The sequence below is a fragment of the Achromobacter sp. MFA1 R4 genome, from assembly GCF_900156745.1.
GTDB lineage: Bacteria > Pseudomonadota > Gammaproteobacteria > Burkholderiales > Burkholderiaceae_B > Achromobacter.
In genome coordinates this window covers 5,865,224-5,889,563 of record NZ_LT707065.1, presented here as the reverse complement: position 1 = coordinate 5,889,563, position 24,340 = coordinate 5,865,224, and the positions used below count along the sequence as shown (strand labels likewise).

The 24,340-nt window shown below is 66.2% G+C and carries 20 protein-coding genes and 1 pseudogene; 10 read left to right on the top strand and 11 right to left on the bottom strand.

The window, feature by feature from the left end; all coding sequences use genetic code 11:
• Window positions 1–122 precede the first annotated feature (122 nt).
• Both gspD and gspE read left to right on the top strand, forming a co-directional pair.
• On the top strand, window positions 123–2,486 hold the full coding sequence (gspD, locus tag BXA00_RS26950) for a type II secretion system secretin GspD (protein WP_076522142.1): 2,364 nt from the start codon (window positions 123–125) through the stop codon (window positions 2,484–2,486).
• On the top strand, window positions 2,483–3,910 hold the full coding sequence (gene gspE, locus BXA00_RS26945) for a type II secretion system ATPase GspE (RefSeq protein ID WP_076521422.1): 1,428 nt from the start codon (window positions 2,483–2,485) through the stop codon (window positions 3,908–3,910). The genes gspD and gspE overlap by 4 nt, the downstream gene beginning before the upstream one ends.
• A gap of 558 nt (window positions 3,911–4,468) precedes the next feature.
• Here the strand turns inward: gspE and BXA00_RS26940 are convergent.
• Window positions 4,469–4,972 (bottom strand): annotated as a pseudogene (locus BXA00_RS26940) (transposase); the annotation flags it as partial.
• Between the two features lie 187 nt (window positions 4,973–5,159).
• Here BXA00_RS26940 and BXA00_RS28995 point away from each other — a divergent pair.
• Window positions 5,160–7,427: a hypothetical protein gene (locus BXA00_RS28995; RefSeq protein ID WP_156902874.1), complete on the top strand. Its 2,268-nt coding sequence runs from the start codon at window positions 5,160–5,162 to the stop codon at window positions 7,425–7,427.
• A 267-nt stretch (window positions 7,428–7,694) separates the two neighbouring features.
• On the opposite strand, the gene BXA00_RS26935 is transcribed toward BXA00_RS28995, so the two are convergent.
• The 9 genes from BXA00_RS26935 to BXA00_RS26895 all read right to left on the bottom strand — a co-directional run bounded on the left by BXA00_RS26935 (window position 7,695) and on the right by BXA00_RS26895 (window position 13,461).
• Window positions 7,695–8,462: a type II secretion system protein N gene (locus tag BXA00_RS26935; RefSeq protein ID WP_076521421.1), complete on the bottom strand. Its 768-nt coding sequence runs from the start codon at window positions 8,460–8,462 to the stop codon at window positions 7,695–7,697.
• The gene (gene gspM, locus BXA00_RS26930; RefSeq protein WP_076521420.1) at window positions 8,462–9,046 is read right to left on the bottom strand and encodes a type II secretion system protein GspM; all 585 of its coding nucleotides are present in this window, start codon (window positions 9,044–9,046) and stop codon (window positions 8,462–8,464) included. Before gspM ends, BXA00_RS26935 begins: the two co-directional genes overlap by 1 nt.
• On the bottom strand, window positions 9,043–10,035 hold the full coding sequence (gene gspL / locus BXA00_RS26925; protein WP_076521419.1) for a type II secretion system protein GspL: 993 nt from the start codon (window positions 10,033–10,035) through the stop codon (window positions 9,043–9,045). The genes gspM and gspL overlap by 4 nt, the downstream gene beginning before the upstream one ends.
• Window positions 10,032–11,003, bottom strand: a complete 972-nt coding sequence (gene gspK / locus BXA00_RS26920; protein WP_076521418.1) for a type II secretion system minor pseudopilin GspK — start codon at window positions 11,001–11,003, stop codon at window positions 10,032–10,034. Before gspK ends, gspL begins: the two co-directional genes overlap by 4 nt.
• Window positions 11,000–11,605: a prepilin-type N-terminal cleavage/methylation domain-containing protein gene (locus BXA00_RS26915; RefSeq protein ID WP_076521417.1), complete on the bottom strand. Its 606-nt coding sequence runs from the start codon at window positions 11,603–11,605 to the stop codon at window positions 11,000–11,002. The genes gspK and BXA00_RS26915 overlap by 4 nt, the downstream gene beginning before the upstream one ends.
• A gap of 2 nt (window positions 11,606–11,607) precedes the next feature.
• Entirely contained in the window at window positions 11,608–12,036 is a 429-nt protein-coding gene (gene gspI, locus BXA00_RS26910; RefSeq protein WP_076521416.1) for a type II secretion system minor pseudopilin GspI, read from the bottom strand.
• A complete protein-coding gene (gene gspH, locus BXA00_RS26905; RefSeq protein ID WP_076521415.1) occupies window positions 12,023–12,511 on the bottom strand; it encodes a type II secretion system minor pseudopilin GspH in 489 nt (162 codons plus the stop codon). Before gspH ends, gspI begins: the two co-directional genes overlap by 14 nt.
• Entirely contained in the window at window positions 12,483–12,911 is a 429-nt protein-coding gene (gspG, locus tag BXA00_RS26900) for a type II secretion system major pseudopilin GspG (protein ID WP_076521414.1), read from the bottom strand. The genes gspH and gspG overlap by 29 nt, the downstream gene beginning before the upstream one ends.
• Window positions 12,912–13,017: 106 nt before the next feature.
• Window positions 13,018–13,461 carry a general secretion pathway protein GspC gene (locus BXA00_RS26895; protein ID WP_076521413.1) on the bottom strand — a complete coding sequence of 148 codons (444 nt, stop codon included), beginning with the start codon at window positions 13,459–13,461 and terminating at the stop codon, window positions 13,018–13,020.
• A gap of 304 nt (window positions 13,462–13,765) precedes the next feature.
• Between BXA00_RS26895 and BXA00_RS28990 the strand changes: the two genes are divergently transcribed.
• Genes BXA00_RS28990 through BXA00_RS26880 form a run of 3 tightly spaced genes read left to right on the top strand, consistent with a single transcriptional unit; the run spans window position 13,766 to window position 18,200 of the window.
• Complete coding sequence (locus BXA00_RS28990) at window positions 13,766–15,781, top strand: alkaline phosphatase family protein (RefSeq protein WP_076521412.1); 2,016 nt, start codon at window positions 13,766–13,768, stop codon at window positions 15,779–15,781.
• A 20-nt stretch (window positions 15,782–15,801) separates the two neighbouring features.
• The gene (locus BXA00_RS26885; RefSeq protein WP_083714346.1) at window positions 15,802–15,993 is read left to right on the top strand and encodes a hypothetical protein; all 192 of its coding nucleotides are present in this window, start codon (window positions 15,802–15,804) and stop codon (window positions 15,991–15,993) included.
• 35 nt (window positions 15,994–16,028) lie between these two features.
• Window positions 16,029–18,200, top strand: a complete 2,172-nt coding sequence (locus tag BXA00_RS26880) for a phosphocholine-specific phospholipase C (RefSeq protein ID WP_076521411.1) — start codon at window positions 16,029–16,031, stop codon at window positions 18,198–18,200.
• A gap of 3 nt (window positions 18,201–18,203) precedes the next feature.
• Here BXA00_RS26880 and BXA00_RS26875 read toward each other — a convergent pair whose 3' ends face one another.
• Window positions 18,204–19,106 (bottom strand): LysR substrate-binding domain-containing protein, encoded by a 903-nt coding sequence (locus BXA00_RS26875; RefSeq protein ID WP_076521410.1) that lies wholly within the window; start codon window positions 19,104–19,106, stop codon window positions 18,204–18,206.
• 108 nt (window positions 19,107–19,214) lie between these two features.
• On the opposite strand from BXA00_RS26875, the gene ggt reads away from it, so the two are divergent.
• From ggt to nikC, 4 genes are all read left to right on the top strand, one after another.
• The gene (gene ggt, locus BXA00_RS26870; protein WP_076521409.1) at window positions 19,215–20,843 is read left to right on the top strand and encodes a gamma-glutamyltransferase; all 1,629 of its coding nucleotides are present in this window, start codon (window positions 19,215–19,217) and stop codon (window positions 20,841–20,843) included.
• A gap of 36 nt (window positions 20,844–20,879) precedes the next feature.
• A complete protein-coding gene (locus BXA00_RS26865; RefSeq protein ID WP_076521408.1) occupies window positions 20,880–22,391 on the top strand; it encodes an ABC transporter substrate-binding protein in 1,512 nt (503 codons plus the stop codon).
• A gap of 129 nt (window positions 22,392–22,520) precedes the next feature.
• Window positions 22,521–23,465, top strand: a complete 945-nt coding sequence (locus tag BXA00_RS26860) for an ABC transporter permease (RefSeq protein ID WP_076521407.1) — start codon at window positions 22,521–22,523, stop codon at window positions 23,463–23,465.
• Window positions 23,462–24,340: a nickel transporter permease gene (nikC, locus tag BXA00_RS26855; RefSeq protein ID WP_076521406.1), complete on the top strand. Its 879-nt coding sequence runs from the start codon at window positions 23,462–23,464 to the stop codon at window positions 24,338–24,340. Before BXA00_RS26860 ends, nikC begins: the two co-directional genes overlap by 4 nt.

The following is a 24,340-nucleotide window of genomic DNA, read 5'->3' as shown; positions in this document are numbered from 1 at the left end:
GGGTTTCCAGGCCGTTACCTTGCCTTGGAAATATGACCGGGATGTTGCAGTCACACCCCGTATACTCCGACGCGCTTTCACGTTTTTTCATACGACTTCACGTCTTGGGCACCTATCTCGTCATGCGTCACATCGCGCGTTTCAGTCTTGCATTCCTGCTTGCCGCAAGCCAACTCGGACCGGCCGCCAGCACGGCCCACGCACAACAGGCGGACAACCGCGTCAGCCTGAATTTCGTCGACACGGACATTCCCGCCGTGCTGCGTGCGCTGTCCCTGTTCACGCAGCGCAACTTCCTGGTGGATCCTCGCGTCAAGGGCAAGCTCACGCTCGTCTCGGACCGTCCCGTCGATAGCGCACAGGCGCTGTCCATGCTGACGGGGGCGCTGCGGCTGCAGGGCTTTGCGATCGTCGACGTGGACGGCGTGACGCGCGTGGTGCCCGAAGCCGACGCCAAACTGCAAGGCAGCGCAGTGGTGGGCGGGGCCAGGCCCGCATCCGGCGCGACGGCCGCGAGCAGGGCGCCCGTGCCGGTGTCGGCCTTCGCCAAAAATGGTGGCGGCAACAGCGGCGAGATGCTGACGCGCGTGTTCCCGCTCAAGTACGAAAACGCCGCGAATCTCGTGCCGGTGCTGCGCCCCATGGTGCCGCCCAACAATCCGATCAACGCCTATCCCGGCAACAACACGCTGGTCGTCACGGACTATGCGGACAACCTGGAGCGCATCGCGGCCGTCATCGCGCGCATCGACGTGCCCAGTTCGATGGACACGGACGTGGTGCCGGTGCAGTCCGGGATCGCGACCGACATCGCCATCCTGGCCTCGCAGTTGCTGGACACGCAGAGCAGCGATCCGACCCAGCGCATCGCAGTCGTGGCCGACCCGCGCAGCAACAGCGTGCTGGTGCGGTCGGGCAGCCCCGCGCGCACGCGCCTGGCCCGCGACCTGATCCAGAAGCTGGACGCACAGCAGAACCGCGCCGGCAATCTGCACGTGGTCTACATGCGCAACGCGCAGGCCACGCGCATCGCCGAGGTGCTGGGCGGGCTGCTGACGGGCCAGGCCAATTCCGCGCCCGGCGCGGCGCCGGGCGCAAGCAGCAGCGGCACGGCGCAAGGCGGCGCGCGCACGCAGAACACCGCCAACAGCACCAGCAACAAGGCCGGGCTGGGCATGTCCAGTTCGTCGGGGTCGTCGAGCGGCGGCCTGTCCGGCGAACAGGAGCGCATCGCGCGCGAAGACAATTCCTCGCAGGCGGTGTCGTACTCCGCGGGCGGCGCCACCATCCAGGCCGACCCGTCGACCAATTCGCTCATCATCTCCGCGCCCGAGCCGCTGTACCGCAGCCTGCGCGAAGTGATCGACCAGCTCGACCAGCGCCGCGCGCAGGTGCTGGTCGAAAGCCTGATCGTGGAGGTCAGCGAAGAAAAGGCCGCCGAGTTCGGCATCCAGTGGATGACGGGCGCGGGCAGCCTCAACGGCAATGGCACCAGCTTCGTCGGCGGCACCAACCTGGGCGGCAGCGGCATTACCGGCAACGGACCGACCTCGATCGACGCGCTGGGCGGCGGCCTGAGCCTGGGCGTGGTCAAGGGCACGGTGGACGTGCTGGGCAACGAGGTCATCAACCTGGGCGTGCTGGCGCGCGCCATGCAGAACACGGGCGAAGCCAACATCCTGTCCACGCCCAACCTGCTGACCCTGGACAACCAATCGGCCAGCATCCTGGTCGGCAAGACCGTGCCGTTCGTGACCGGGCAGTACGTGACCTCGGGCAGCAACGGCAGCTCCAACCCGTTCCAGACCATCGAACGCGAGGACGTCGGCCTGAAGCTGAACATCCGCCCGCAGATTTCCGAGGGCGGGGCGGTCAAGCTCGACATCTACCAGGAAGTCAGCAGCATCGACGAAAGCCGCTCGAACTCCACCACCGGCATCGTCACCAACAAGCGCGCCATCGACACCAGCGTGCTGATCGACGACGGCCAGATCATCGTGCTGGGCGGCCTGCTGGAAGACAACGTGACGCTCACCTCCAACAGCGTGCCCGGCCTGGGCTCGTTGCCCGTGATCGGCTCGCTGTTCCGCTACGACACCCGCAAGCGCACCAAGACCAACCTGATGGTGTTCCTGCGCCCCTACGTCGTGCGGGACGCGAACCGCAGCGCCAGCGTCACCATGGACCGCTACGATTACATGCGCCGCGCGCAGGGCGTGGTGCAGCCGCGCGAGCATTGGGCATTGCCGGACATGCAGGCGCCCATGCTGCCGCTGCCGGGATCGGCCCCGTCTGTGTCCAACAACGCCTATGATCTGCGGCCCGAACAGCAGGCGGCCACGCTGCGCCGCCCGCCGCCCACGACGGTGGAGACCTTTGCCGTGCGCCAGTATCCCGGCATGGCGCCCGCGCCCGCGCAGCAGCCCATCCGCGCGCCGCATCCCGTGATGATGACGGTGGCGGTGGACCCCGAGAAACTGCGATGAGCGCCCACCCGTTGCCCTATGCCTGGGCCCGCGCGCAGCGCGCGGTGCTGTCGCTGCGCGGCGGGCAGGCACAGTTGACGGTCAGCCCGCGCACGCCCGACTGGGCCGTGCGCGAGATCCGCCGGTGCCACGGCGACATCGCGCTCGCGCAGGTCGACGACGAGCAACTCGAAACGCTGCTGACCGCGGCCTACAGCCATTCGGAAGACGCGGCGTCGGTGATGGGCGTGGCCGAAAACGAAATCGACCTGGACCGGCTGCTGCAGGACATGCCCGAGGTGGCGGACCTGCTCGACGCCCAGGACGATGCGCCCGTGATCCGCATGATCAATGCGCTCTTTGCCCAGGCCGCGCGCGACGGCGCCAGCGACATCCACATCGAACCCTTCGAAACCCATTCCGTGGTGCGCTACCGCGTGGACGGCACGCTGCGCGACGTGGTGTCGCCGCGCAAGGCGCTGCATGCCGCGCTGATCTCGCGCATCAAGATCATGGCGCACCTGGACATCGCCGAAAAGCGGCTGCCGCAGGACGGCCGCATCGCGCTGCGCGTGGGCGGTCGACCCATCGACGTGCGCGTGTCCACCTTGCCGACCGGTCATGGCGAGCGCGCCGTGCTGCGCCTGCTGGACAAGGAGGCCGGCCGCCTGCAGCTGGAAAAGCTGGGCATGAGCCCCGGCGTGCTGGAACGGCTGGACCGCCTGATCCGCCAGCCGCATGGCATCGTGCTGGTGACCGGGCCCACCGGCAGCGGCAAGACCACCACGCTGTACGCGGCGCTAAGCCGCCTGGATGCCTCCACCAGCAACATCCTCACCGTGGAAGACCCCATCGAATACGACCTGCCCGGCATCAGCCAGACGCAGGTCAACGCCAAGATCGACATGAGTTTCGCGCTGGCCCTGCGCGCCATCCTGCGGCAGGACCCGGACGTGATCATGATCGGCGAAATCCGCGACCTGGAAACCGCGCAGATCGCGGTGCAGGCGTCGCTGACCGGCCACCTGGTGCTCGCCACGCTGCACACCAATGATTCGGTGTCGGCAGTCACGCGCCTGACGGACATGGGCGTCGAACCCTTCCTGCTGGCCTCGTCCTTGCTGGGCGTGCTGGCGCAGCGCCTGGTGCGCAAGCTGTGCCCGGCCTGCAAGGCGCCGTCGATGCTGGACGGCGTGCAGGTGTTCCATCCCGTGGGCTGCGAGGCATGCAACCACACCGGCTACAGCGGCCGCTCGGGCATTCATGAGCTGTTCACGGTGGATGATGAGGCGCGCCGGCTGATCCACGAAGGGCGTGATGAGCGCGAACTGCGCCGGGCGGCGGCTGCGGCGGGCATGCGGAGCATGCGCGAGGATGGGCAGCGCTGGGTGGATGGCGGGCAGACCTCGCCGGAGGAAATCCTGCGCGTGACGCGGGACGCGTAGGAATTACGGCGTCAGCGGGTGGGTGGTTTGCCGGGATGCGGTGTTTGATTAAACGAATCAGATGCTGGGCGGGGTGTCGTTTAAGTGCTTTGATCGAGGTGGCTTGGTAAATGCGCTACGCCTTTCCGATTTGCGTTGTGACATAGATTTTGCGTGCGCAACGTACCATGGCGCGAGATCCGCATGACCGGGCGAATGTATGCCGCGTTCGAGCCAGGCTTGCTAGTTCGGCGGGGCGATGCCTTCCGGATACTTTTCGGGTGGAATTTTGTCTTGAAGTTCTGTCGGACTGCGACTGGATGGGCAGTGGCGTAGGATTGCTTGGTGGGTTCGCATGAGGATGAGAGACTGCTCCCGGCCGATTCTGTTGAAAAACTCGATTGCGCGTCGCGATTGGTCGCGCTTACAACGCCGATGACCTGGCGGCTTTCGCCATTTTTTCGATTGGAACCGGGTACTGATGCCCGGTTGCCTTGTTAATCGGTGGGTTTCGCCTCAACTGGGGGGGCGTGTCAGAATTTTTGTGTTCTAGGCATTAATCTGACGTTGCCTCATTAACTAGCCAGCCGACTGCGATTCGATACGGGGCCGGGTAAATCGCTGCTCATAGAGGACGGCGAACTGTTGCATGGCCTCGGTCCAATGATGTGTTGCCGATCCCCATTTGACGGAGATGTTTCGTAGCGCCAACCAGAGCAGCTTAATGGCTGCATCGTCGGTGGGGAAGTGGCCGCGCGTTTTGATGATCTTGCGAAGCTGCGCATTTACGTTCTCTATCGCATTGGTCGTGTAAATCACCCGTCTGATCGCGGGTGGGAATACGAAGAACGGGATGACCTGCTCCCAAGCGTCTTTCCAGGCCTTGACGATCATGGGGTACTTCAGGCCCCATCGGCTCGCGGCGAACTGATCGAGCGCCTGTTGCGCGGCCTGAGCGTTCACGGCGGCGTAGATCGGACGCAGCGCCGCGGCGATGGTACGGCGCTCCTTCCAGCCCGCGTAGCTCAGGCTGTCGCGGATCAGGTGCACGATGCACGTCTGTAACGTAGTGGCCGGGAAGACGCAGCAGCCTGATCCGTAGGACATGTTCGCCGAGGCTGCTTTAGCAAACACCGGCTTGGGGCCTGTGGCAGGTGAATGCCATCTCAGTACAAAAAGCCAATTACGATATTGTTGCCACAATTCTGTGTCTTCGCTACGATGCCGGCTCCCAAGCGCGTCTCATCAACTAATCGTCCATGAGTTCGGAATGAAGCAATCAGAAAAGAAAAAAGGCCAGCTACCGAAAAGCGAAAATTCGGCGATGACTTGGCAAAGCCTTGAGCGATTGGTGCGCAAGTTCTCTGAAGTAAAGTTTGGCGCATCTGCGCGCGCCGAAGATATCGCAGGGGTAAAGTGCGATTGTGTAATTCGCCTGAACGACGGCAGTGCCGTGATCGTTGAGATCAGTAAGAGCGATACTGTTGAAAAACTTCGAGTAGATTTAGCGAAATTCAACGCGATAAGACCGTATTTCTTTCAAAGAAATATTTTTCCAAAGTGCTTCTTCGTAACTTTGGGAACGCCTACGCCACCGCTTATCGCGACAGGACAAGAGAACTATGTTTCAGTTTTCTCGATTGAGCAGTATTTCGATTTTTTGCTTGGTCATGACAAGTACGTAACTACGCGACAGGCGCATGCTTTTGGGTCTGCCGTAGATTTATATTCGGGGAAGCCTGATCAACAAAAGTACGTTTCTGTCGATTATTTCTCGGATGATGGTCACGCCTATAGCGTTGCGAAGATTGCCGGTGAAATAATTAAAGGAAGAACGGTTGTCCTGATAGGCGATTATGGATCTGGCAAAAGCCGTTGCGTAAAGGAAATTTTTAGTTGTATCAATGATACTCGTCAAAATCACTACCGTTATCCACTAGCTATTAATTTGCGAGAGAACTGGGGGTTGAAGCGTGCGACCGAGGTTTTAACCCGCCATTTCACAGATCTAGGGTTGGGTGAACTAGTCGAGGATATGCTGAAAACCGCGTTTTCTAAGGGAATCGTTTATCTGCTAGATGGGTTTGACGAAATTGGCGCTCAGACGTGGAGCGATGACCCAACGAAGTTGAAAGAAATTCGAAAGCAATCGCTCGTTGGAATTAAAGAGATCATTCAAAGGGCAGAGGGCGGAACGCTGATTACCGGCCGAGAGCACTATTTTAACGATGATGCCGAGATGGTAGAGTGTCTGGGGCTCGGATCGAAGGACGTGCTTGTACTACGTTGCAATCAAGAACTTGATCCAAGCCAGTTTACAGAGATGGTCGGGCGTCCCATCACCGACTTGCCCACTTGGGTTCCGAAAAAGCCGCTGATTGGTACGATCATTCGGGACATGGAGCCCGGGACTATCGATGCACTATTTTCTACAAGCACAGGACAGATTGACTTTTGGGATATGCTGTTGACTACGTTTTGCGAACGTGAAGCGAACATCAACCCCATACTGGATCCCTCGATCATTAGGGCCCTTTATTCAAGAATCGGCAGACTTTCTCGCACGACGGTAAATCCTCTTGGGCCAGTTGCAATCAAAGATATAAATGACGCGTTTGAGTCCGTTACAGGACGTCCGCCGACTGATGAGTCGGCTATTATTCTTCAACGTTTGCCGGGTCTCAGCCGAGTCGGCGCTGAAAGCCTTGATAGACAGTTCGTCGATTCATATATTTTGGACGGGCTTAAAGCTGAAGACGTGTTGGCCATTTATCAAAGTGGCGACCAGGCAGTTTTGAAGTTGGAGTGGCGTCATCCAATTGAATCGTTTGGGTCGTTCTATCTCGGCGCAAGGATCGAGAGTATAAAACAAGTCCCGGGGTTTATATCTTTTATAAAGAGACATAAGGATGTAAATAATAAAGTGCTGGTTTCCGATTTCATCTCGGCGTTATTTTTGACTGAAAGTGGAGTGTCCGATCTCGGAGGAGCGCAGTTGCGGCAGGGGCGGTTTAGTAATATTTCTTTATCCGGTCATAATGTTATTAATTTTGAGCTTGTTGATTGCTACATCGGTGATCTTGATGTGATTGATGCTGCGCCGACCGGCGTCAAAATTATTGATTCCGTTATTGATAGGCTTGACGGGGTAGCCGCACAGGAACACTTGCCCGAGTGGGTTGTGAATCCATTGGTGGGACAGTACCAATCGATCAATACGCTTTCGGCAATTCGTCATGCTGGGCTTACAGTTGCGCAGACATTTCTATTAAGCAGCTTGCGTAAATTGTTCCTTCAACCCGGTGCTGGACGAAAGGAAAGTAGCATGTACAAGGGTTACGGCGACTCTGCTACAAAGAAGATCTGCGAGAAGGTAATAACCTCGTTAATCCAGCACAAATTTTGCTCACGGTTCAAGGGAACGAGCGATCAGTTATTTCTCCCTAATCGTAGTCTGACACCACGTGTCCGAGTAATCATGAATCAGATGACGCAATCTAAAGATGATCTTTGGTTGGCGGTATCAAGGATTAGCTGATGGCGAAGGTTTCTCTCTAACTGATGGGATACCCTTGGCAGGCCTGTGTTCTTGGCACCTCGCACGACCGATCGAGCGACCGCTTCACCCGTGAGGCTGCCGGAGAAGTTGCGCTGGATGGACGGGCAGATCAGGGTCGGGAGCATTACCCAGCCCGCCAAGATTTCCCACCGCCATGACCCGGCCCATCTCCCCGCACGCATCGGCTGATGTCTTCCGTCGACGCAGCAGTCTCAGGCGTGCCAAACACCAGTTTGGCTGCCCCGCCTATCGCGCGGAGGCACCCGTCCCGAACCTCACCGTGTCGCCCGAGCGCCGGCCCAGCGTCGACATCAGCCCGTCCAGGGCGGCGCGATCGGCTTCGCTTGCCGATTTGGCGAACGTCGCTTCCCCCTGAAAGCTCAACCCACGGCCGCCCGTGCTGCCCTGGCCCTTCACATCCAGCAGTCCGCTCTCCGTGCTGAGGACCAGCGTGGCGCCGGCCTTGCCGCCGCCTTGCACGCGTAACAGGTAGGTGCCCACCGGCGTGACGGAGGTGAGCGCGGTGCCGGCGTTGCGCCAGCGCAGGTCCACGGCCGGTCCCGGCGGCAGCGGGGCGCCCAGGCGCAGCGGCTGCCAGTTGATTTCCAGCATGCCCTGCGGGGCCAGCGTGTTCCACGGCGCGCCCAGCGCGGGCAGCACCGTGGCGGGCACGCGCAGGGATTGCGCCGGGACCGCCAGCCCGTTCCATCCGGGCCGCGCGCGCAGCGTGCCTTGCAGCCAGGGGTGGGAAAGGTCCAGCGCCATGGCGTCCCAGCGCCATTGCCATTGCACGGGCTGCGGCAGCACCCGGCGGGTGCCCGGCGGGCCGAGCGCGATCCACGCGCTGCCGCGCCACAGGGTGCCGCTGGCGTCGGCCAGCGTGACCGGCGCGTCGTCGGGCAGTAGCGCCAGCACCCAGCGCGCGGGCAGCACGGCCGCGCCTGCCGCCGCGGCGCACAGCGCGCCGGCCAGCCACAGCCCGGCGCTGCGTGGGAAGGGAAGTCTCCAGCGCATCAGCGGCTCCCTGCCGCCTGCGGCGGCAAGAGGACGACCTTGCCGTTGACCAGGCCCGGCAGCGGGCGTCCATTGGGGTTGGCGGCCCGCGTCAGGTCCACCTGCGCAATGGCCAGGCCCCAGTCGCGCCCCGCGCCGTCCAGCCAGCGCATGAGCGCGGATGACGGCGCCTGGTTCAGCGTCAGTTCCACGCCGCCCGCCTCGCCATCCGACAGGGTCCACAGCCCCGCGGGCAAGCCCGCGCGTTCCAGGCTGGCCGCCAGTTCCGTCCGGGCGGGCATGGTTGCGGCGGGCGCGGCGCTGCGCTGGCGCAGGACCGTGGCCTGCGCCGTCAGGTCGGCGACGGTGGCGGCCTGCGCGCGCAGCCCGGGCAACTCTGCCTGCAGCGTGCGCATCGTCTTCAGGGCGGGCTCGATGAGGCCGACGAAGACGATCGCCGCGCCCAGCAGCAGCGCGGCGCCGGTGACGAGGCGGCGTTCGCGCGGCGCCATCGCGCCGTAGCGCTGCCGGGCGCGCGCCAGCGCGGGGTCCAGGGGTTTGCGGGCGGCTTGCCACGCGTTGTGCAGTCGGTCGAGCGGTTTCATGGTTGGCTGCGCACGATGCGCCAGGTGTTGTCGGTGTCGCCGCGTTCCAGCTTCAGCCCCAAAGCGGCGGCCTGCTGGATCAGCGCGGGGGTTTCGGCGACGCGCTGCGCTTGCGGGCCGGCGTCGGCGAGCTGCAGCGTGAGCGCCTGGTCGGCGTAGGTCAGGTGCGCGACCTTGTCGGCGGCGAAGGGCAGGGCCTGGGCCGCCGCGCGCGCGAGCGGCAGGAAGTCGCCGGCGCTGGCTGCGCCGCGATTGGCCAGCAGCGCGTCCAGGCCCTGCTGCGCCTGGCGTGCCGGGTCCAGCACGACGGGCAGGTTGGGAAAGGCGGCCAGCACCTGGTCGCGCATGCCGTTCTTCAGGGCATCGGCTTCGCTACGCAGTTGCGCGGCATGCAGGTTCAGGCCCGCGATCCACACGACGGCGGCCAGCGCGCCCCAGCGCCAGACCGGCCGCCAGCGCGACACGCTGGCCGGCGCAAGCTGCGGCATGGCCAGCGACCAGGGGGGCGAGGGCGCAAGCCAGCGCGGATCGGCCGGATCGCGCAAGGGCGCGTCCGTCGCCGGCGCCAGCGTCTGGGGCGCGATCAGCGCGCGCACGCGCAGGCCCTGGGCGTTGAGCAGGCTCCATGCGCGCCGCACGGGCTCGCGCGGGGACCAGGCCAGCGCCACGGATCCATCGGCCGCGCGCGTGCCGTGGCCTACCGCCAATCCTTCCAGATCGCTCAGCACCAGCGGTTCCAGCGCGCCGCGCACGGCGGCGCCGAAATGCGCGCGCGCCACCGCCGGAATCTGCACGGTGGCCGCGATGACGTCGGCGGGGTGCAGCACGGCCTCGCACAGGGCCTGCGGCCAGGCGTGGCCGAGGGCGCGCAGCGCCAGCTCGCCTTGCCGCACGCAGCGCCCGCGCCGGTCGAACCAGGCATAGGGCAGGGGCGAATCGGCGCCAAATTCCTCAAGCAGGGGCAACGCGATGCGCAGGGTGTTCTTCACGGTGAGTCTCTTGTCCAGATCGTTTCGGGAGCGGCCGGCGGGACGCTGCGCAGCAGCGCCTGCATGGAGACGCGCGCCCGTTCGTAGACCACGGTGCCGCTGGCCAGGAACCAGCCGCTGTTGGTGGCGACCGACGGCGCGGGCGTCTTGATGCCCGTGCTCGTCAGCCGGTTGGCGAAGTCGCCGGGGTTGTTGAACCAGTTGCCGCGGTCGCGCTCGCCCGCCATGGCGCGCGCCTGTGCCAGCGACAGGCCGGGCACCAGCGCGGCGATGACCTCCGCGGGCGCCGTGTTGACGTTGACGTTGGTGGCCGCCGGCAACAGCGTCATCGTGCGGCGCAGCGCATTGCGCATCGGCGGCTCCAGCGCCAGCAGCGCCGCCACTTCGTCCACGCCGCGCGGCAGCGGCGCGCGGGCCTGGGGCGCGGGGCGCGCCGGATTGGTCGGCGCGTCCGCCGCCAGGGCGGGCGGCTGCGCGGACGCGACGATGTCGACGATGCGGGCGGCCAGCGTATCGGGCAGCTCCAGCGTGGCCAGCAGGCGGCGCAGGATCTCTTCCTGCTCGGGCTGGGGCACGCCGTTGCGCGCGAGGTTATAGAGGTTGTATTTGCCCTGTTCGTCCTGCACGGCGCCTGAAAACACCGCCACGCGGTCGTCGTCCGGGCGCTCGATGCGGGTGTCCAGCACGGGCGTGGCCCAGATCTGGTCGCCGCGCGTGATGGGTTCGCGCCGGCCGTGGTCGCGCACGACCAGCCGGGCCCAGTCGATCCCGCCCGCCAGCATCGCGCGCGCCTGCACGCGGGCCATTTCGTTTTCCACGCGCCGGGTGCTGGCGGTCTGCCGCTGGAAGAGGCTGGTGGTCAGCGCGGCCACGATCGCCACGATGATGAGCGCGCTGACCACGGCCGCGCCGCGTTCGCGGGCCGTATGTCCGGGCGCGGTGTTCGCCGGGGCCGCCGCCGGTCTCATGGCAGCTCCAGGACGCGCGTGTAGCGCCGCAGGTCGCCCGGCGCGCCGCGTTCGAAGGCGATCTCCAGGCCCGTGGGCGCCGCCGCGAACGAGGCGTTGGCGTCCACCCAGCCCACGCCCGGCACCCAGGCGCGCAGTGCAAGGATGCGCACGCCGGGCAGCAGCAGCACGCCCGCGTTGGCCGCGGGCAGGGGACTGCGCGGCGCGGACGGGCCGCTGGCGCGCCACAGGCCATCTGCCCGCACCTGCCAGTGGACGCGCTGCCACAGGCCGTTGCCGTCGGGGTCGGGACGCAGGATTTCCAGGGTCTGGCCGCCCGCCGCGCGTGGCAGCAGGCGCAGCCCGGTCGTGAACGCCACCGCATCCAGGCCCGGGGAATCGAAGGCCGGGCCGGTGTAGGACAGCTCCACGTCGCGCGCCATCTGGCCCAGCGTGCGGACGATGGCGTCGGTGTCCTCGGCCTGCGCGGCGATGAGGTCGCGCGCGCCCGACACGCTGGCCAGGCCGCGCCAGGCCATCAGGCTGACCAGCGCCATCAGGGCCAACGCGACCAGCACTTCGATCAGCGTGAAGCCGGCCTGGGATCTGGGGGTACGGCGCATCGTCATCGCAGGCTGGACAGCAGTCCGTCGAGCTGCAGCAGGATCGCGCCTTCGCGCGCGGACGCCGCGTCGTGGACCTTGACGGCCACCTGGCGAAAGCTGCGGTTCATGGAGTTGGTGAAGACCAGTTCGCATTGCAGGGCCAGGCCGCCTTGCGGACAGGGCACGGTCTGCGAGCCGGCGCGCGGCAAGGCCTGTTCCAGCCGCAGCTGCGTCAGCGCGTTCTGCGCGGCCAGCAGCGCCAGCGTCTTGTCCTGCAGGGCCCGGTTGTTCGCGGCCATGACGCCCGTGGCGCGCAGGGCCGCGCCCATCGCCACGGCGATGATGGCAAGCGCCACCAGCACTTCGATCAGCGTGAAGCCGCGCTCGCGCCGGGACGCAGCGGGGAACGCGACCGTGGAATCGTCCGGGGATGCCTCAGCGGATGTCATAGCGTCCGGCGGCGTCGCGCTGCAGCGTGACGTGCGCGTCTCCCGCGCTCAGGTTCAGTGTCATGGGCGCGGCGACCCACTCCGTGTTGAATACCAGCGGCCGGTCGGGGTCCAGCCGCCACTGCACGGGGGCTGCCGACCACGCTTGCGGCCGCAGCACCTCGTCATGGTCGAACCGGTCGGCGGCCACGGGGATGTCGTCCTGCGCCGTCGGGCCGGGCGGCCGGCCCGCACGCTCGAACGACCAGCCCTGGCCGTTGGCCAGCCAGCGGATGGATCGCCCGTCGCTGCGCGCCTCGCTCTGCGCCACGGTGAACGCGTCGGCCAGGCGCTCGGCGTCGCCGCGCAGGCGGTTGTCGCCGCGGCCGATGGACAGGCTCACCATGCTGGCGGCGATGGCCACGATCACCAGCACCACCAGGACTTCGACCAGCGTGAAGCCGCGTTCAGAGTTCCCACGAACCGATGTCGGCATCGCCGTTTTCTCCGCCGGGCTTGTTGTCGGCGCCGAACGAGAACACGTCGACGTCGCCTTTGACGCCGGGGCTCAGGTATTGATAGGGGTGGCCCCACGGATCGTTGGGCAGCTTGTCCAGGTAGCCGCGCCAGTTGGCGACGCCGTCCGGCTTTTGCGCCAGCGCGCGCAGGCCCTGGGCGGTGGTGGGATAGCGGCCGTTGTCCAGGCGGTAGAGCTTGAGCGCCTGCATGATGCCGCCGATGTCCTGACGCGCCGCGGCCTGCCGGGCCTGGTCGGGGCGGTCCAGGACGCGCGGCACCACCAGCGCGGCCAGGATGCCCATGATCACAATGACCACCATGATCTCGATCAGGGTGAAGCCCTGCTGGCGGGCAAGCCCGCGCGGTAACTGACGCACTTTCCGACTCCGGTCATTCTGTAGAAGCCCGGGATTGTGGACATGAAATATGACAGTAATGCGCACGCAGCCGGACGCCTGCGCAACGCGCGGTGCGCGCGCCTTCCTACTTTTCGCGGGTGATGCCGCCCGGCGCGTCCTGCGCCGCCGGCGCCGCCAGGCGGCTCGCGCGGCCCGACTGCTCGACCGTGACGGCGTCAGCCGCGATGTCGCGCAGCACGATGCCCGGCGCCACTTCCGCGCCGGTGCGCCAGGCCAGCGGCGGGCCGCCGTCCACGCTCAGCACCGCCGCGCCGTCGGGGCCGGCCGCGATCACGCCCAGCACGGTGATCTGCGTGCGCATGGCTTCGTCTTTGCCGAACCACTGCGCGACCGGTGTATTGTCGGCCGCGCGCGGCGCGGCGGCCGAGACGGCGGGTGGCAACGGGCCGGGCCGCGGCGCGAGGAGGACCGAGGCCCACACGCCCACGCCCGCCGCAAAGGCCAGCACGGCAAGGACACGCAACGCGGTGGGTGCGGAGGGCAGGGGCAGGCGCAGGGACAGGGGCATGGCAATCGATGGCGAACGAAACGACGCGGCCGACTATAGCGGCCTTTCATGACAGCCATGCAATGGCGGGCCGCCGCGTGGCAAGCGCGCTCGCGGGCCCGCCCGGACAAGCGCTTTACCGCGCCCGCTGCCTTGCGTTGCGCGTAAACGGATCGCGCGTGCGGCGTCCCGGCCTTGCGTCTTGCGCAAAAGAATCCTGATCCAACGATCAAGGTTTCTCTTCTTTGTTTCACGGGTCTTTCACCTTGGACCGCCACCATGTCGGCCAGCGCAAGACCCCCTTCATAAACCGAGAAGAGAAGCAATGCAGACATTGAATTGGAGAAGATGGTGCGCCATGTTGCTGGCGACCAGCGCATTGGCCGGCTGCGGAGGCGGCGATGACGACGACGAGGAGCCCGTGGCCCCGCCGACGCAGCCGCCCGCGACTTCGCCCGGCGAGGCGAGCGTCGACAAGGTGCTGTTCGTGGGCGTCGACGGCCTGACTTACGACGCGCTGCGCCGCGGCATGACCGACAAGACCCTGCCCAACATCGGCCAGCTCACCGCCACGCGCGCCTGGACGGGCGGGGTGACGGGCACGGTCACGCAGCAGCCCACGCTGGCCGCGCCGGGCTGGGCCACCTTGCTGACCGGGCAATGGGCCGACGTGCATGGCGTGCGCTCCAATGCGCTGGGCCAGGCCATGAAGGCGCCCAGCCTGTTCCAGCGCGTCAAGACCGCGCAGCCCGAGGCCCGCATTGCCGGCGCGTTCAACTCGCCGCTGCTGGCCGGCCTGCTGGGCGTGGACCGCGACGCGGGCTACGTGCAGGTGGTGACGGACTGCGCCGGCGTGGACGACTGCGTCGCCTCGCAGGCCCGCGACCGCATCGCCGAGGGCTATGACGTGGTGGTGGCGCAGTTCGGCGCGCCGGAACGCGCCGCCGCCGAGAGCGGCTTCGGCACGACCTACGAAGCCGTCATCCGCCAGACCGACGCCGCGATCGGCGTGCTGGCCAAGCAGCTTGCCGACCGCCGCGCCGATCATCCCGGCGAAAACTGGCTGATGGTGGTGGCGTCCAGCCACGGGCTGGACAAGACCGGCGGCAGCGACGGCCTGCCGTTCTCGACCAACAAGACCATCCTGCTGGCGGCCAACCAGCCCGCCTTGTTGGGCGGCAGCGCCGACGACGCATCGTTCGACGGCCTGTGGGACACCAACTGGTACGCGCTGCCCAGCGCCGCCGACGTGGCGCCCACCGTCCTGTCGCACCTGGGCGCGCTGCCCGCTGCCGACGCCTACGACATGGCCGGCACTTCGCTCAGCGAACCGCTGGCGCTGCGCCGCGTCGCCACCACCACGTCCATGGACAACAAGAGCGTGACCGTGACCTGGGTGCGCGTCGGCGAGCCCGAGGGCGACATCGTGGTCAGCCGCGACGGCGTGGAAGTGGCGCGCCTGCCCGGCACCGCCACGCAATACGTGGACACGGGCTTCACGTTCGACACCGAAGGCGTGCACGCGCTGCATTACAGCGTGTCGGCCGGCCGCGCGGTCAGCGCCGCGCGCGCCACCGTGGTCTACGCCAAGCCCGTGCCGCTGCTGGCCTCGCTGCGCACCGGCCTGACGATGTTCTTCCCGTTCGAGGGCGACGTGGCCGACAAGGCGGCGGGCGGCGGCGCGATCACGCCGTACGACGGCACGCAGGCGCCGGCCTACGCCGACCCCGGCGTGTTCGGCAAGAGCTTCCAGAACGAGCGCAGCGCGGCCGCCCTGGGCGCGTTCAAGCTGGACTATCCGGCGGGCCTGCTGGACAGCGTTCAGGCGTTCACGATTGGCTTCTGGTATCAGTCCGACGGCACGGCGAACGACCGCTCCATCGTGGGCAACAAGGACTACAACTCCGGCGGCAACCCTGGCATCACCATCGCCCAGTGGGCCGGGCCCGAGCTGCGTTTCAACATCGCGGGCGGCGGCAAGCGGGCGGACATCAACGGCGTGAAGTTCACGGCCAACAAGCCGGTCTACATCGCAATGACCATCGACAAGACGGCCAAGACGATGACGGCCTACCGCTACGACAGCGAGCTGGGCTTTGTGCGCACCGTCACATCCACGGCCACGCCGGGCGTCGACCTGACCGCGGTGGCGGGCATCTTCGGTCCGCACATCGGCCTGAACGAAGACGGCAAGGGCACCTACGGCATCTGCTGCGCCGGCACCAAGGGCCCCTACACGATGATTTTTGATGACCTGGCGTTCTGGTCGCGAGCCTTGACCGAGGAAGAAGTGAAGTCCCTGGCCATGTCCGGCAAGTCCGTCTCCGAATTGTTCCCCTGATGTCCAAGGATAGACACCCCATGAGCAAGTCCATGATTCTGCGCGGTTTCCTGCGCGCCGGCGCGGTGCTGATGCTGACCGCCACCCTGGCCGCCTGCGGCGGCGACGACGGCGGCGACGATGACGCCGGCACCCCGGGCAACCCCACCCAGCCCGAGACGCCCACGACGCCGCCCACGCCGGCCAAGCCCGAACTGCGTTGCGCGCCCTGAGCCGCGCCCTCTGTAGACCCATAGGAAAACCATCCGTGAAGTCCGAAAAAGACACGATCCACGCCGGCAAACGCCGCTTCCTGCGCAACGCCGCCGCCTCCACCGCGGGGCTGACCGCGCTGTCGATGTTCCCGCCGGCCATCCGCCGCGCGCTGGCCATTCCGGCCAACAACCGCACCGGCACCATCAACGACGTCGAGCACGTGGTCATCCTGATGCAGGAAAACCGCTCGTTCGACATGTACTTCGGCACGTTCAAGGGCGTGCGCGGCTTTGGCGACCGCTTCACCATCCCGCTGCCGGACAATCGCTCGGTCTGGGAGCAGACCAACGGCACCCGCGTCGTGATGCCGTACCACCTGGACAGCACGCAGGGCAACGCCCAGCGCGTGGCCGGCACGCCCCACGATTACGTGGACGCGCAGATGGCCTGGGACGGCGGCCGCATGGACCAATGGCCGCGCTACAAGCAGAACCAGTCGATGGGCTATTACCGCCAGAAGGAAGTGGACTTCCAGTTCAAGCTGGCCGACGCCTTCACGTTGTGCGACGCCTATCACTGTTCCACCCACGGCGGCACCAACACCAACCGCCTGTTCCTCTGGACTGGCACCAACGATCCGCTGGCGCAGGGCAACGGCCCGTCCACCCGCAATCAGTGGGACAGCCTGGGCGCCTCGTCCACCGGTTGGACCTGGAAGACGTATCCGGAACGCCTGCAGGAAAACGGCGTCACCTGGAAGGTCTACCAGAACCTGCCGGAGAACTTCGGCGACAACTCGCTGGCCGGCTTCCAGCAGTACCGCCGCGCCAATGAACTGGCGGGCAACGCGAGCAATGGTTCGCCGTACCCGGCCTGGACGCCCAGCATGGATGCCGCCAACCCGCTCTACAAGGGCACGGCCAACACCATGCCGGACGGCGGCTTCCTGCAGGCCCTGCGCGACGACGCGTTGAACGGCACGCTGCCGCAGGTGTCGTGGATCGTGGCGCCCGCGACGTATTCGGAACACCCCGGCCCGTCCAGCCCCGTCCAGGGCGCCTGGTACATCCAGGAAACGCTGGACGCGCTGACGGCCAACCCGGACGTCTGGAGCAAGACGGTCCTGCTCATCAACTTCGACGAGAACGACGGCTACTTCGACCACGTGCCGCCGCCCGCCGCGCCGTCGCTGAATGCCGATGGCTCGATGGCCGGCGCCTCCACCGTCAACACCGATCTGGAGCGCCACACCCACGCGTCCGCCCAGGATGCCGCGGACAACCGCGTCTACGGTCCGGGCCCGCGCGTGCCCATGTATGTGGTGTCGCCGTGGAGCCGCGGCGGCTGGGTCAACTCCCAGGCGTTCGACCACACGTCGGTGCTGCGCTTCCTGGAAGCGCGCTTCGGTGTGAAGGAAGAGAACATCAGCCCGTGGCGCCGCGCGGTGCTGGGCGACCTGACCTCGGCCTTCAACTTCGCCACGCCGAACGACGAGACGCTGCCGGACCTGAACCTGCTGACCCGATCCGGCGCCGACCAGGAACGCGCCGCGCAGCAAGCGCTGACCGCGGTGCCGCTGCCCGATCCGTCCACGCAGGCCAAGGGCGTGCAGGAGAAGGGCGTGCGCTATTCGCGTCCCTTGCCGTACGAACTGCACACGAGCGGCCGCAGCCAGCCCGAGACCGGCAACATGTGGCTGGTGTTCTCCAACACGGGCAAGCAGGCCGCGGTGTTCCACGTCTATGACCGCCTGCACCTGGACCGCCTGCCGCGCCGCTACACGGTGGAACCCGACAAGCAGCTCGAAGGCAGCTGGGACACGGCGGCCGACGGCGGCAAGTACGACCTGTGGGTGCTGGGTCCCAACGGCTGGCACCGCCACTTCGCGGGCGACCTGGCGCAGGACCGCACGGCGCAGCAGGATGCCGAGATCCGCGTCTGCTACGACATCGCCAACGGCGACGTCTACGTCAGCTTCATCAACGCCGGCAAGACGCCGTGCACCTTTGAAGTGACGCCCAACGCCTACTACGCCAACCACGAACGCTGGACGTTCACGGTGCCGGCGGGCGGCCAGGTCGAGCAGCACTGGGCGCTGGCGACCAGCCATGCGTGGTACGACTTCACGGTGCGGCTGGCCGAGGATCCGTCGTGGCTGCGCCGCTTTGCCGGCCGCGTCGAAACCGGCAAGGCGTCGGTGACCGACCCGGCGATGGCCGAGTAAGCCTCAGGCGGCGGCCTGCGGTTCGCGTGCGCGAAAGGCTTTCGCGCACGCCTCGCAGATCGCCGCCGTGATGCCCTGGCGGGCATGTTCGCGCCGTTCCAGCATGCCGATGGAGCGCGACAGCGGTCCCAGGTCCGCGGGCAGGTGCAGGATCCGCAATTCCGGGCTGTGCTGCCAGTTCGCGCCGTTGATGAGCGGCAGCAGGGTCACGCCGACCTCCTGGCGCACCAGCTCCACCAGCGTCTCGATGGCGTTCAATTCCAGGAAATCGTTCACCGGCACGGCCATGCGGCGCAGCAGCCGGTCGATCTGCAGACCGGTGCGCTGGGTGCGGTCAAAGCGCAGGAAGGGATTGCCTGCCAGCACCTGACGGGCGTCATCGCCGGCCGCCGAGCGCGGCGCGATCACCACCATCTGTTCTTCATAGAGCGGGGTCCAGCGCGTGCTGGCCATCTTGCGGCCGGCTTCCACCAGGAAGGCCGCGTCCAGCTCGCCGTCTTCCACCTTGCCCGCCAGTTCGCTGGCCTTGCCCGACAGGATGCGCACGTCCAGCTTGGGATGGGCTTTCTTCAGGCCCGAGATCACCTTGGACAGCGTGCCCATGCAGGACACGATGCTGCCGACCGAGACCGAGCCCGCCAGTTCGCCGGGCGCCGTGCTGGGCCGCCTCAGTTTGTCGTATAAATCCAGCAAGTGCTTGATTTCAGGAAGCAATTCCCGGCCGGCTGCGTTCAGCATGGCCAGGCGCCCGCTGCGGTCGAATAGTTCGCGTCCCAGCTCGGCCTCCAGCGACCGCATCTGGAAGCTCACGGCCGCCTGCGTCAGCGCCACCTGCTCGGCGGCCTCGGAGAAGGAACCGTGGTGCGCGACCGCCAGAAAGGTGCGCATGAAGCGGATCGTACTCATAAAAAATTCTTTTATGACGGAACAAAAAATCAAATTGATTTAATTAAAGCACGAGAGTAACTTCGCCCGCTTAACCCTATGCCTTAAGAGCCTTAAGAGACCCGCCACATGAAATCCTTCGACTGGGGCAACCCGTATCCTTCCGTTCGCATCCCGCTGTTCGCCCGCAACGTGGTCTCCACGTCGCATCCGCTGGCGGCCCAGGCGGGGCTGCGCATGCTGCTCAAGGGCGGCAACGCCGTGGACGCCGCCATTGCGGCCGCGGCCACCATCGTCCTGGTCGAACCGGTTTCCTGCGGCCTGGGCGGCGACTGCTTCGCCATCGTCTGGGACGGCAAGGAACTGCACGGCCTGAATTCGTCGGGCGTCGCGCCCGCGGCCTGGAGCACCGAGTACTTCAAGCGCAAGTACGGCACGGGCCCCGACGGCCTGGCCATCCAACCCAAGCGCGGCTGGGACGCGGTTACCGTGCCCGGCGTGGTCGCCGGCTGGGCCGCGCTGCATGAAAAGCTGGGCAAGCTGCCGTTCGAGCAACTGTTCGAGCCCGCCATCGAGATCGCCGAGCGCGGCTACGCCGTGCCGCCCGTGGTGGCGCACAAGTGGGCCGCCGCCGCCGACGAACTGAAGTCGCAGCCGGGCTACGCCCAGGCCTTTCTGCCCGAGGGCCGCGCGCCCAAGGTGGGCGAACACTTCCGCTTCCCCGACGCCGCCAACACGCTGCGCCGCATCGCCGCGTCCAAGGGCCGCGACTTCTACGAAGGCGAACTGGCCGAGCGCATCGCCGCCTTCAGCAAGGAATGCGGCGGCGCGATGACGCAGGAGGACCTGCGCAACTACCGTCCGGAATGGGTCAAGCCCATCTCCAAGTCCTACCGCGGCTACGAGCTGCACGAGATCCCGCCGAACGGGCAGGGCATCGCCGCGCTGATCGCGCTGGGCATCGTCGAACGCTTCGACATGGCCGACATTCCGGTGGACTCGGTGCAATCGCAGCACATCCAGATCGAGGCCATGAAGCTGGCCTTCGCCGATCTGTACAAGTACGTGGCCGACCCGCGCGCCATGCAGGTCACGCCGGAACAGATGCTGTCGGACGCCTACCTGGACAGCCGCGCCAAGCTGATCCGCCTGGACCAGGCCACGCATTTCGAGGCCGGCCGTCCGCACGCCGGCGGCACCATCTACCTGACCGCCGCCGACGAAAACGGCATGATGATTTCGTTCATCCAGTCCAACTACATGGGCTTCGGGTCGGGCGTGGTCGTGCCGGGCACGGGCATCAGCATGCAGAACCGCGGCGTGGGCTTCTCGATGGATCCCAAGTCGGCCAACGTGGTCGAGGGCGGCAAGCGGCCCTTCCACACCATCATCCCGGGTTTCCTGACGCGCGGCGGCAAGCCGGTCATGAGTTTCGGCGTGATGGGCGGCGACATGCAGCCTCAGGGCCACATGCAGACCGTGATCCGCATGATCGACTACCACCAGAACCCGCAGGCCGCTTGCTGCGCGCCGCGCTGGAAGGTCAACCGCGATTTCACGCTCGACATCGAGACCAATATGCAGGCTTCTACGATTGCGGGACTGAAAGACCTGGGGCATGCTTTGAAATCCGTTGACGATCCCTACATGGACTTCGGCGCCGGCCAATTCATCTGGCGCATGTCCGAGAACGACAACGAACTGGGCTACGTCGCCGCCAGCGACAGCCGTCGCGACGGCCAGGCGGTGGGCTTCTAATCAACCGGCATGCAGCCACAAGGGGAAAAAACACAAATGAAACGCTTTGCCTTGACTTTCGGCGCCAGCCTGCTGGCGCTGGCCGCCGGCGCCGCCAGCGCCCAGAACATCCGCATCGGCCTGCAGGAAGACCCGGACGTGCTGGATCCGCACCGCGCCCGCACCTACGTGGGCCGCATCGTGTTCACGTCGCTCTGCGACAAGCTGGTGGACATCGATCCCAAGCTGCACTTCGTGCCGCAACTGGCGACCTCCTGGTCGTTCAGCGACGACAACAAGGTGCTGACCTTCAAGCTGCGCGATGACGCGTTGTTCCATGACGGCTCGAAGTTCGACGCCGCCGCGGCCAAGGCCAATCTCGAACGCGCCATGAGCCTGCCCGACAGCCTGCGCAAGGGCGAGCTGCGCTCGGTGGCCAAGGTCGACGCGCCCGACGCCACCACGCTGGTGCTGACCCTCAAGGAACCGGACGCCACGCTGCTTGCGCAACTGTCCGACCGCGCCGGCATGATGCTCTCGCCCAAGACCTTCTCGGACGACGTCGCCGCCGTGGGCCGCAAGCCGGTCTGCTCCGGCCCGTACAAGTTCGTCGAGCGCATCCAGAACGACCGCATCGTGCTGGAAAAATTCGACCAGTACTACGGCGCGAAGGACTACGTCTTCAAGCGCGTGACCTTCCTGCCCATTCCCGACACCACCGTGCGCCTGTCCAACCTGCGCGCCGGCGACCTGGACATGCTGGAACGCCTGAATCCGTCGGATGCGCCGCAGGTCAAGGAAGACGCCAGCCTGACGTTCGCGCCGGTAGCGGGCCTGGGCTTCCAGCAGTTCATGTTCAACGTGGACAACGGCAAGCGCGCCCAGGACAACCCGTTCAAGAACAAGCTGGTGCGCCAGGCGTTCCAGCTTGCGCTGGACCGCAACGCCATCAACGAAGTGGCCGGCGGCGGCATCTTCGAGCCGGCGCAGCAGCCGTTCCCGCCCGCCAGCCCCTACCACAGCGACAAGTTCCCCGTGACCAAGCGCGACGTGGCCAAGTCCAAGGCGCTGCTCAAGCAGGCGGGCTTTGACCGCGTGAAGGCCGAGCTGGTGTTCGGCAACAACACCACCACCTCGACCATCGCCGAGATCGTCCAGGCAATGGCGGCCGAGGCGGGATTCGACCTGTCGCTGCGTCCCACGGAATACGCCGCGCTGCAAAAGGAAGCCTCGGGCGGCAACTTCCAGATCGTGATGCTGGGCTGGTCCGGCCGGGTCGATCCCGACGGCAACATCCATGCCTTCGTGACCTGCAAGGGCGCCCTGAACGACGGCCACTACTGCAACCCGGAAGTGGACAAGCTCCTGAACCAGGCCCGCACCGTGCCCGACGAAACCAAGCGCAAGGCGATTTACGAGCAGGCGCAGACCATCATCCAGGACGAACTGCCCGGCGTGTACAACTACTACCAGCCGTGGCCCTTCGTGATGAGCAAGAAGGTCAAGGGCTTCACGCCCTATCCGGACGGCATGATCCGCCTGAAGGGCGTGACGTTCGCCCGGAATTGATGTTGGCGCGGCGATTGCCCGCCGCGCCCGCCGGACGCGCTTGCGCGTCCGGCCGTTGTTTTGCGGCGCCCGCGTGCCGCGCCCGATCCGTCCGGCGCCGTCCGCCGTCCCTGTTTTACGGTTTCCCACATGCTTAAACTCATCTTGCGCCGCGTGATCGTCGCGATCCCGACACTGATACTGGTGTCGATGATCGTCTTCATGCTGCAGAAAATCCTGCCCGGCGACCCCGTGCTGACCCTGGCCGGCGAAGAGCGCGATCCGGCCGTGCTGGACTACCTGCGCGACAAATACCGCCTGAACGACCCCTTGCCGATGCAATATGCGGCCTGGGCCGGACAGGTCCTGCAAGGCGACCTGGGCAAGTCCCTGCGCACCGACGTGCCTGTCACCACGCTGATCGCCCAGAAGCTGCCCGTGACGCTGCAACTGGCCGCCATGGCCATGTTCTTTGCGCTGCTGGTGGGAATCCCCATGGGCATCATTGCCGCCGTGCGCAAGGGCAAGCCCGTTGAAATGGGCGCCAACATCGCGGCGCTGTCGGGCATGTCCATTCCCAACTTCTGGCTGGGCATCATCCTGATCATGGTGGTGTCGGTGCAGTGGAAGCTGCTGCCGGCCTCGGGCTACGTGTCGCCGTCCGAAGACTTCTGGCTGTCGATCAAGACCATGCTGATGCCGTCGCTGGTGCTGTCCACCGCGATCGCGGCGTATCTCATGCGGCACACGCGTTCGTCCATGCTGGAGGCGCTGTCCGCCGATTACGTGCGCACGGCCCGGGCCAAGGGCGTGTCGCCGCGCGGCGTGGTGCTGCGCCATGCGCTGCGCAACGCGCTGATGCCGATCGTGACGCTGGTGACGCTGCTGTTCGGCGAACTGCTGGCGGGCGCCGTGCTGACCGAGCAGGTCTTCACGATCCCGGGCTTCGGCAAGCTGGTGGTCGACGCGGTGTTCACCCGCGACTACGCGGTGGTGCAGGGCGTGGTGCTCTGCGTGGCGGTGGGCTTCATCCTGATGAACCTGCTGGCCGACATCCTGTACATCCTGGTCAATCCCCGCCTGAGGCACTCATGAGCGCAATTCCTGCAACGGCCGCAGCCGTCACGCCGCCCCGCAGCCGCAATCGCGCGTGGGGCAAGTTCAAACGCAACCGCATCGCGATGCTCGGCCTGGGCATCGTGCTGTTCTTCGTGGTGGTGGCCGTGCTGGCCCCCTTGATCGTCAATCACGATCCGCTGCAGACCAGCTTCACGACCATCCGCAAGGCGCCCTCGGCGGCCCACTGGCTGGGCACGGATGAACTCGGTCGCGACATCTTCAGCCGCATGGTGTATGGCGCGCGCGCCTCGCTGATGGCCGGCCTGGTGTCGGTGCTGATCGCGCTGATCGTGGGCGTGCCGTTCGGCCTGGCCGCGGGCTACTTCGGCGGCTGGACCGACAGCGTGATTTCGCGCGCCACCGAGGCGCTGCTGGCGATTCCCTTCCTGATCCTGGCCATTGCGCTGGCCGCCTTTCTGGGGCCCAGCCTGACCAACGCGATGATCGCCATCGGCGTGTCGGCCGCGCCCAAGTTCATCCGGCTGACGCGCGGGCAGGTGCTGGCGGTCAAGAACGAAGACTACGTCCAGAGCGCCCGCGCGCTGGGGGCGTCCGACCTGCGCATCATTGGCCGGCATGTGTTTCCCAACGTGATGCCGCCGCTGATCGTGCAGGCCACCATCACGATCGCCACGGCCATCATCGCCGAGGCCAGCCTGTCCTTTCTGGGCCTGGGCCTGCAGCCGCCGACGCCGTCGTGGGGCTCGATGCTGAACACGGCCAAGAACTTCATGACCCAGGCGCCCTGGATGTCGATCTTTCCCGGATCGGCCATTTTCCTGGTGGTGCTGGGCTTCAATCTGCTGGGCGACGGGTTGCGCGACGCGCTCGATCCGCGTCAGGAAAAGTAA

Bases quoted from the DNA above. Each gene is read 5' to 3' on its own strand.
- gspD (WP_076522142.1), top strand. From the start codon at position 123: ATGCGTCACATCGCGCGTTTCAGTCTTGCATTCCTGCTTGCCGCAAGC.
- gspE (WP_076521422.1), top strand. From the start codon at position 2,483: ATGAGCGCCCACCCGTTGCCCTATGCCTGGGCCCGCGCGCAGCGCGCG.
- BXA00_RS28995 (WP_156902874.1), top strand. From the start codon at position 5,160: ATGAAGCAATCAGAAAAGAAAAAAGGCCAGCTACCGAAAAGCGAAAAT.
- BXA00_RS26935 (WP_076521421.1), bottom strand. From the start codon at position 8,462: ATGCGCTGGAGACTTCCCTTCCCACGCAGCGCCGGGCTGTGGCTGGCC.
- gspM (WP_076521420.1), bottom strand. From the start codon at position 9,046: ATGAAACCGCTCGACCGACTGCACAACGCGTGGCAAGCCGCCCGCAAA.
- gspK (WP_076521418.1), bottom strand. From the start codon at position 11,003: ATGAGACCGGCGGCGGCCCCGGCGAACACCGCGCCCGGACATACGGCC.
- BXA00_RS26915 (WP_076521417.1), bottom strand. From the start codon at position 11,605: ATGCGCCGTACCCCCAGATCCCAGGCCGGCTTCACGCTGATCGAAGTG.
- gspI (WP_076521416.1), bottom strand. From the start codon at position 12,036: ATGACATCCGCTGAGGCATCCCCGGACGATTCCACGGTCGCGTTCCCC.
- gspH (WP_076521415.1), bottom strand. From the start codon at position 12,511: ATGCCGACATCGGTTCGTGGGAACTCTGAACGCGGCTTCACGCTGGTC.
- BXA00_RS26895 (WP_076521413.1), bottom strand. From the start codon at position 13,461: ATGCCCCTGTCCCTGCGCCTGCCCCTGCCCTCCGCACCCACCGCGTTG.
- BXA00_RS28990 (WP_076521412.1), top strand. From the start codon at position 13,766: ATGCAGACATTGAATTGGAGAAGATGGTGCGCCATGTTGCTGGCGACC.
- BXA00_RS26885 (WP_083714346.1), top strand. From the start codon at position 15,802: ATGAGCAAGTCCATGATTCTGCGCGGTTTCCTGCGCGCCGGCGCGGTG.
- BXA00_RS26875 (WP_076521410.1), bottom strand. From the start codon at position 19,106: ATGAGTACGATCCGCTTCATGCGCACCTTTCTGGCGGTCGCGCACCAC.
- ggt (WP_076521409.1), top strand. From the start codon at position 19,215: ATGAAATCCTTCGACTGGGGCAACCCGTATCCTTCCGTTCGCATCCCG.
- BXA00_RS26865 (WP_076521408.1), top strand. From the start codon at position 20,880: ATGAAACGCTTTGCCTTGACTTTCGGCGCCAGCCTGCTGGCGCTGGCC.
- BXA00_RS26860 (WP_076521407.1), top strand. From the start codon at position 22,521: ATGCTTAAACTCATCTTGCGCCGCGTGATCGTCGCGATCCCGACACTG.
- nikC (WP_076521406.1), top strand. From the start codon at position 23,462: ATGAGCGCAATTCCTGCAACGGCCGCAGCCGTCACGCCGCCCCGCAGC.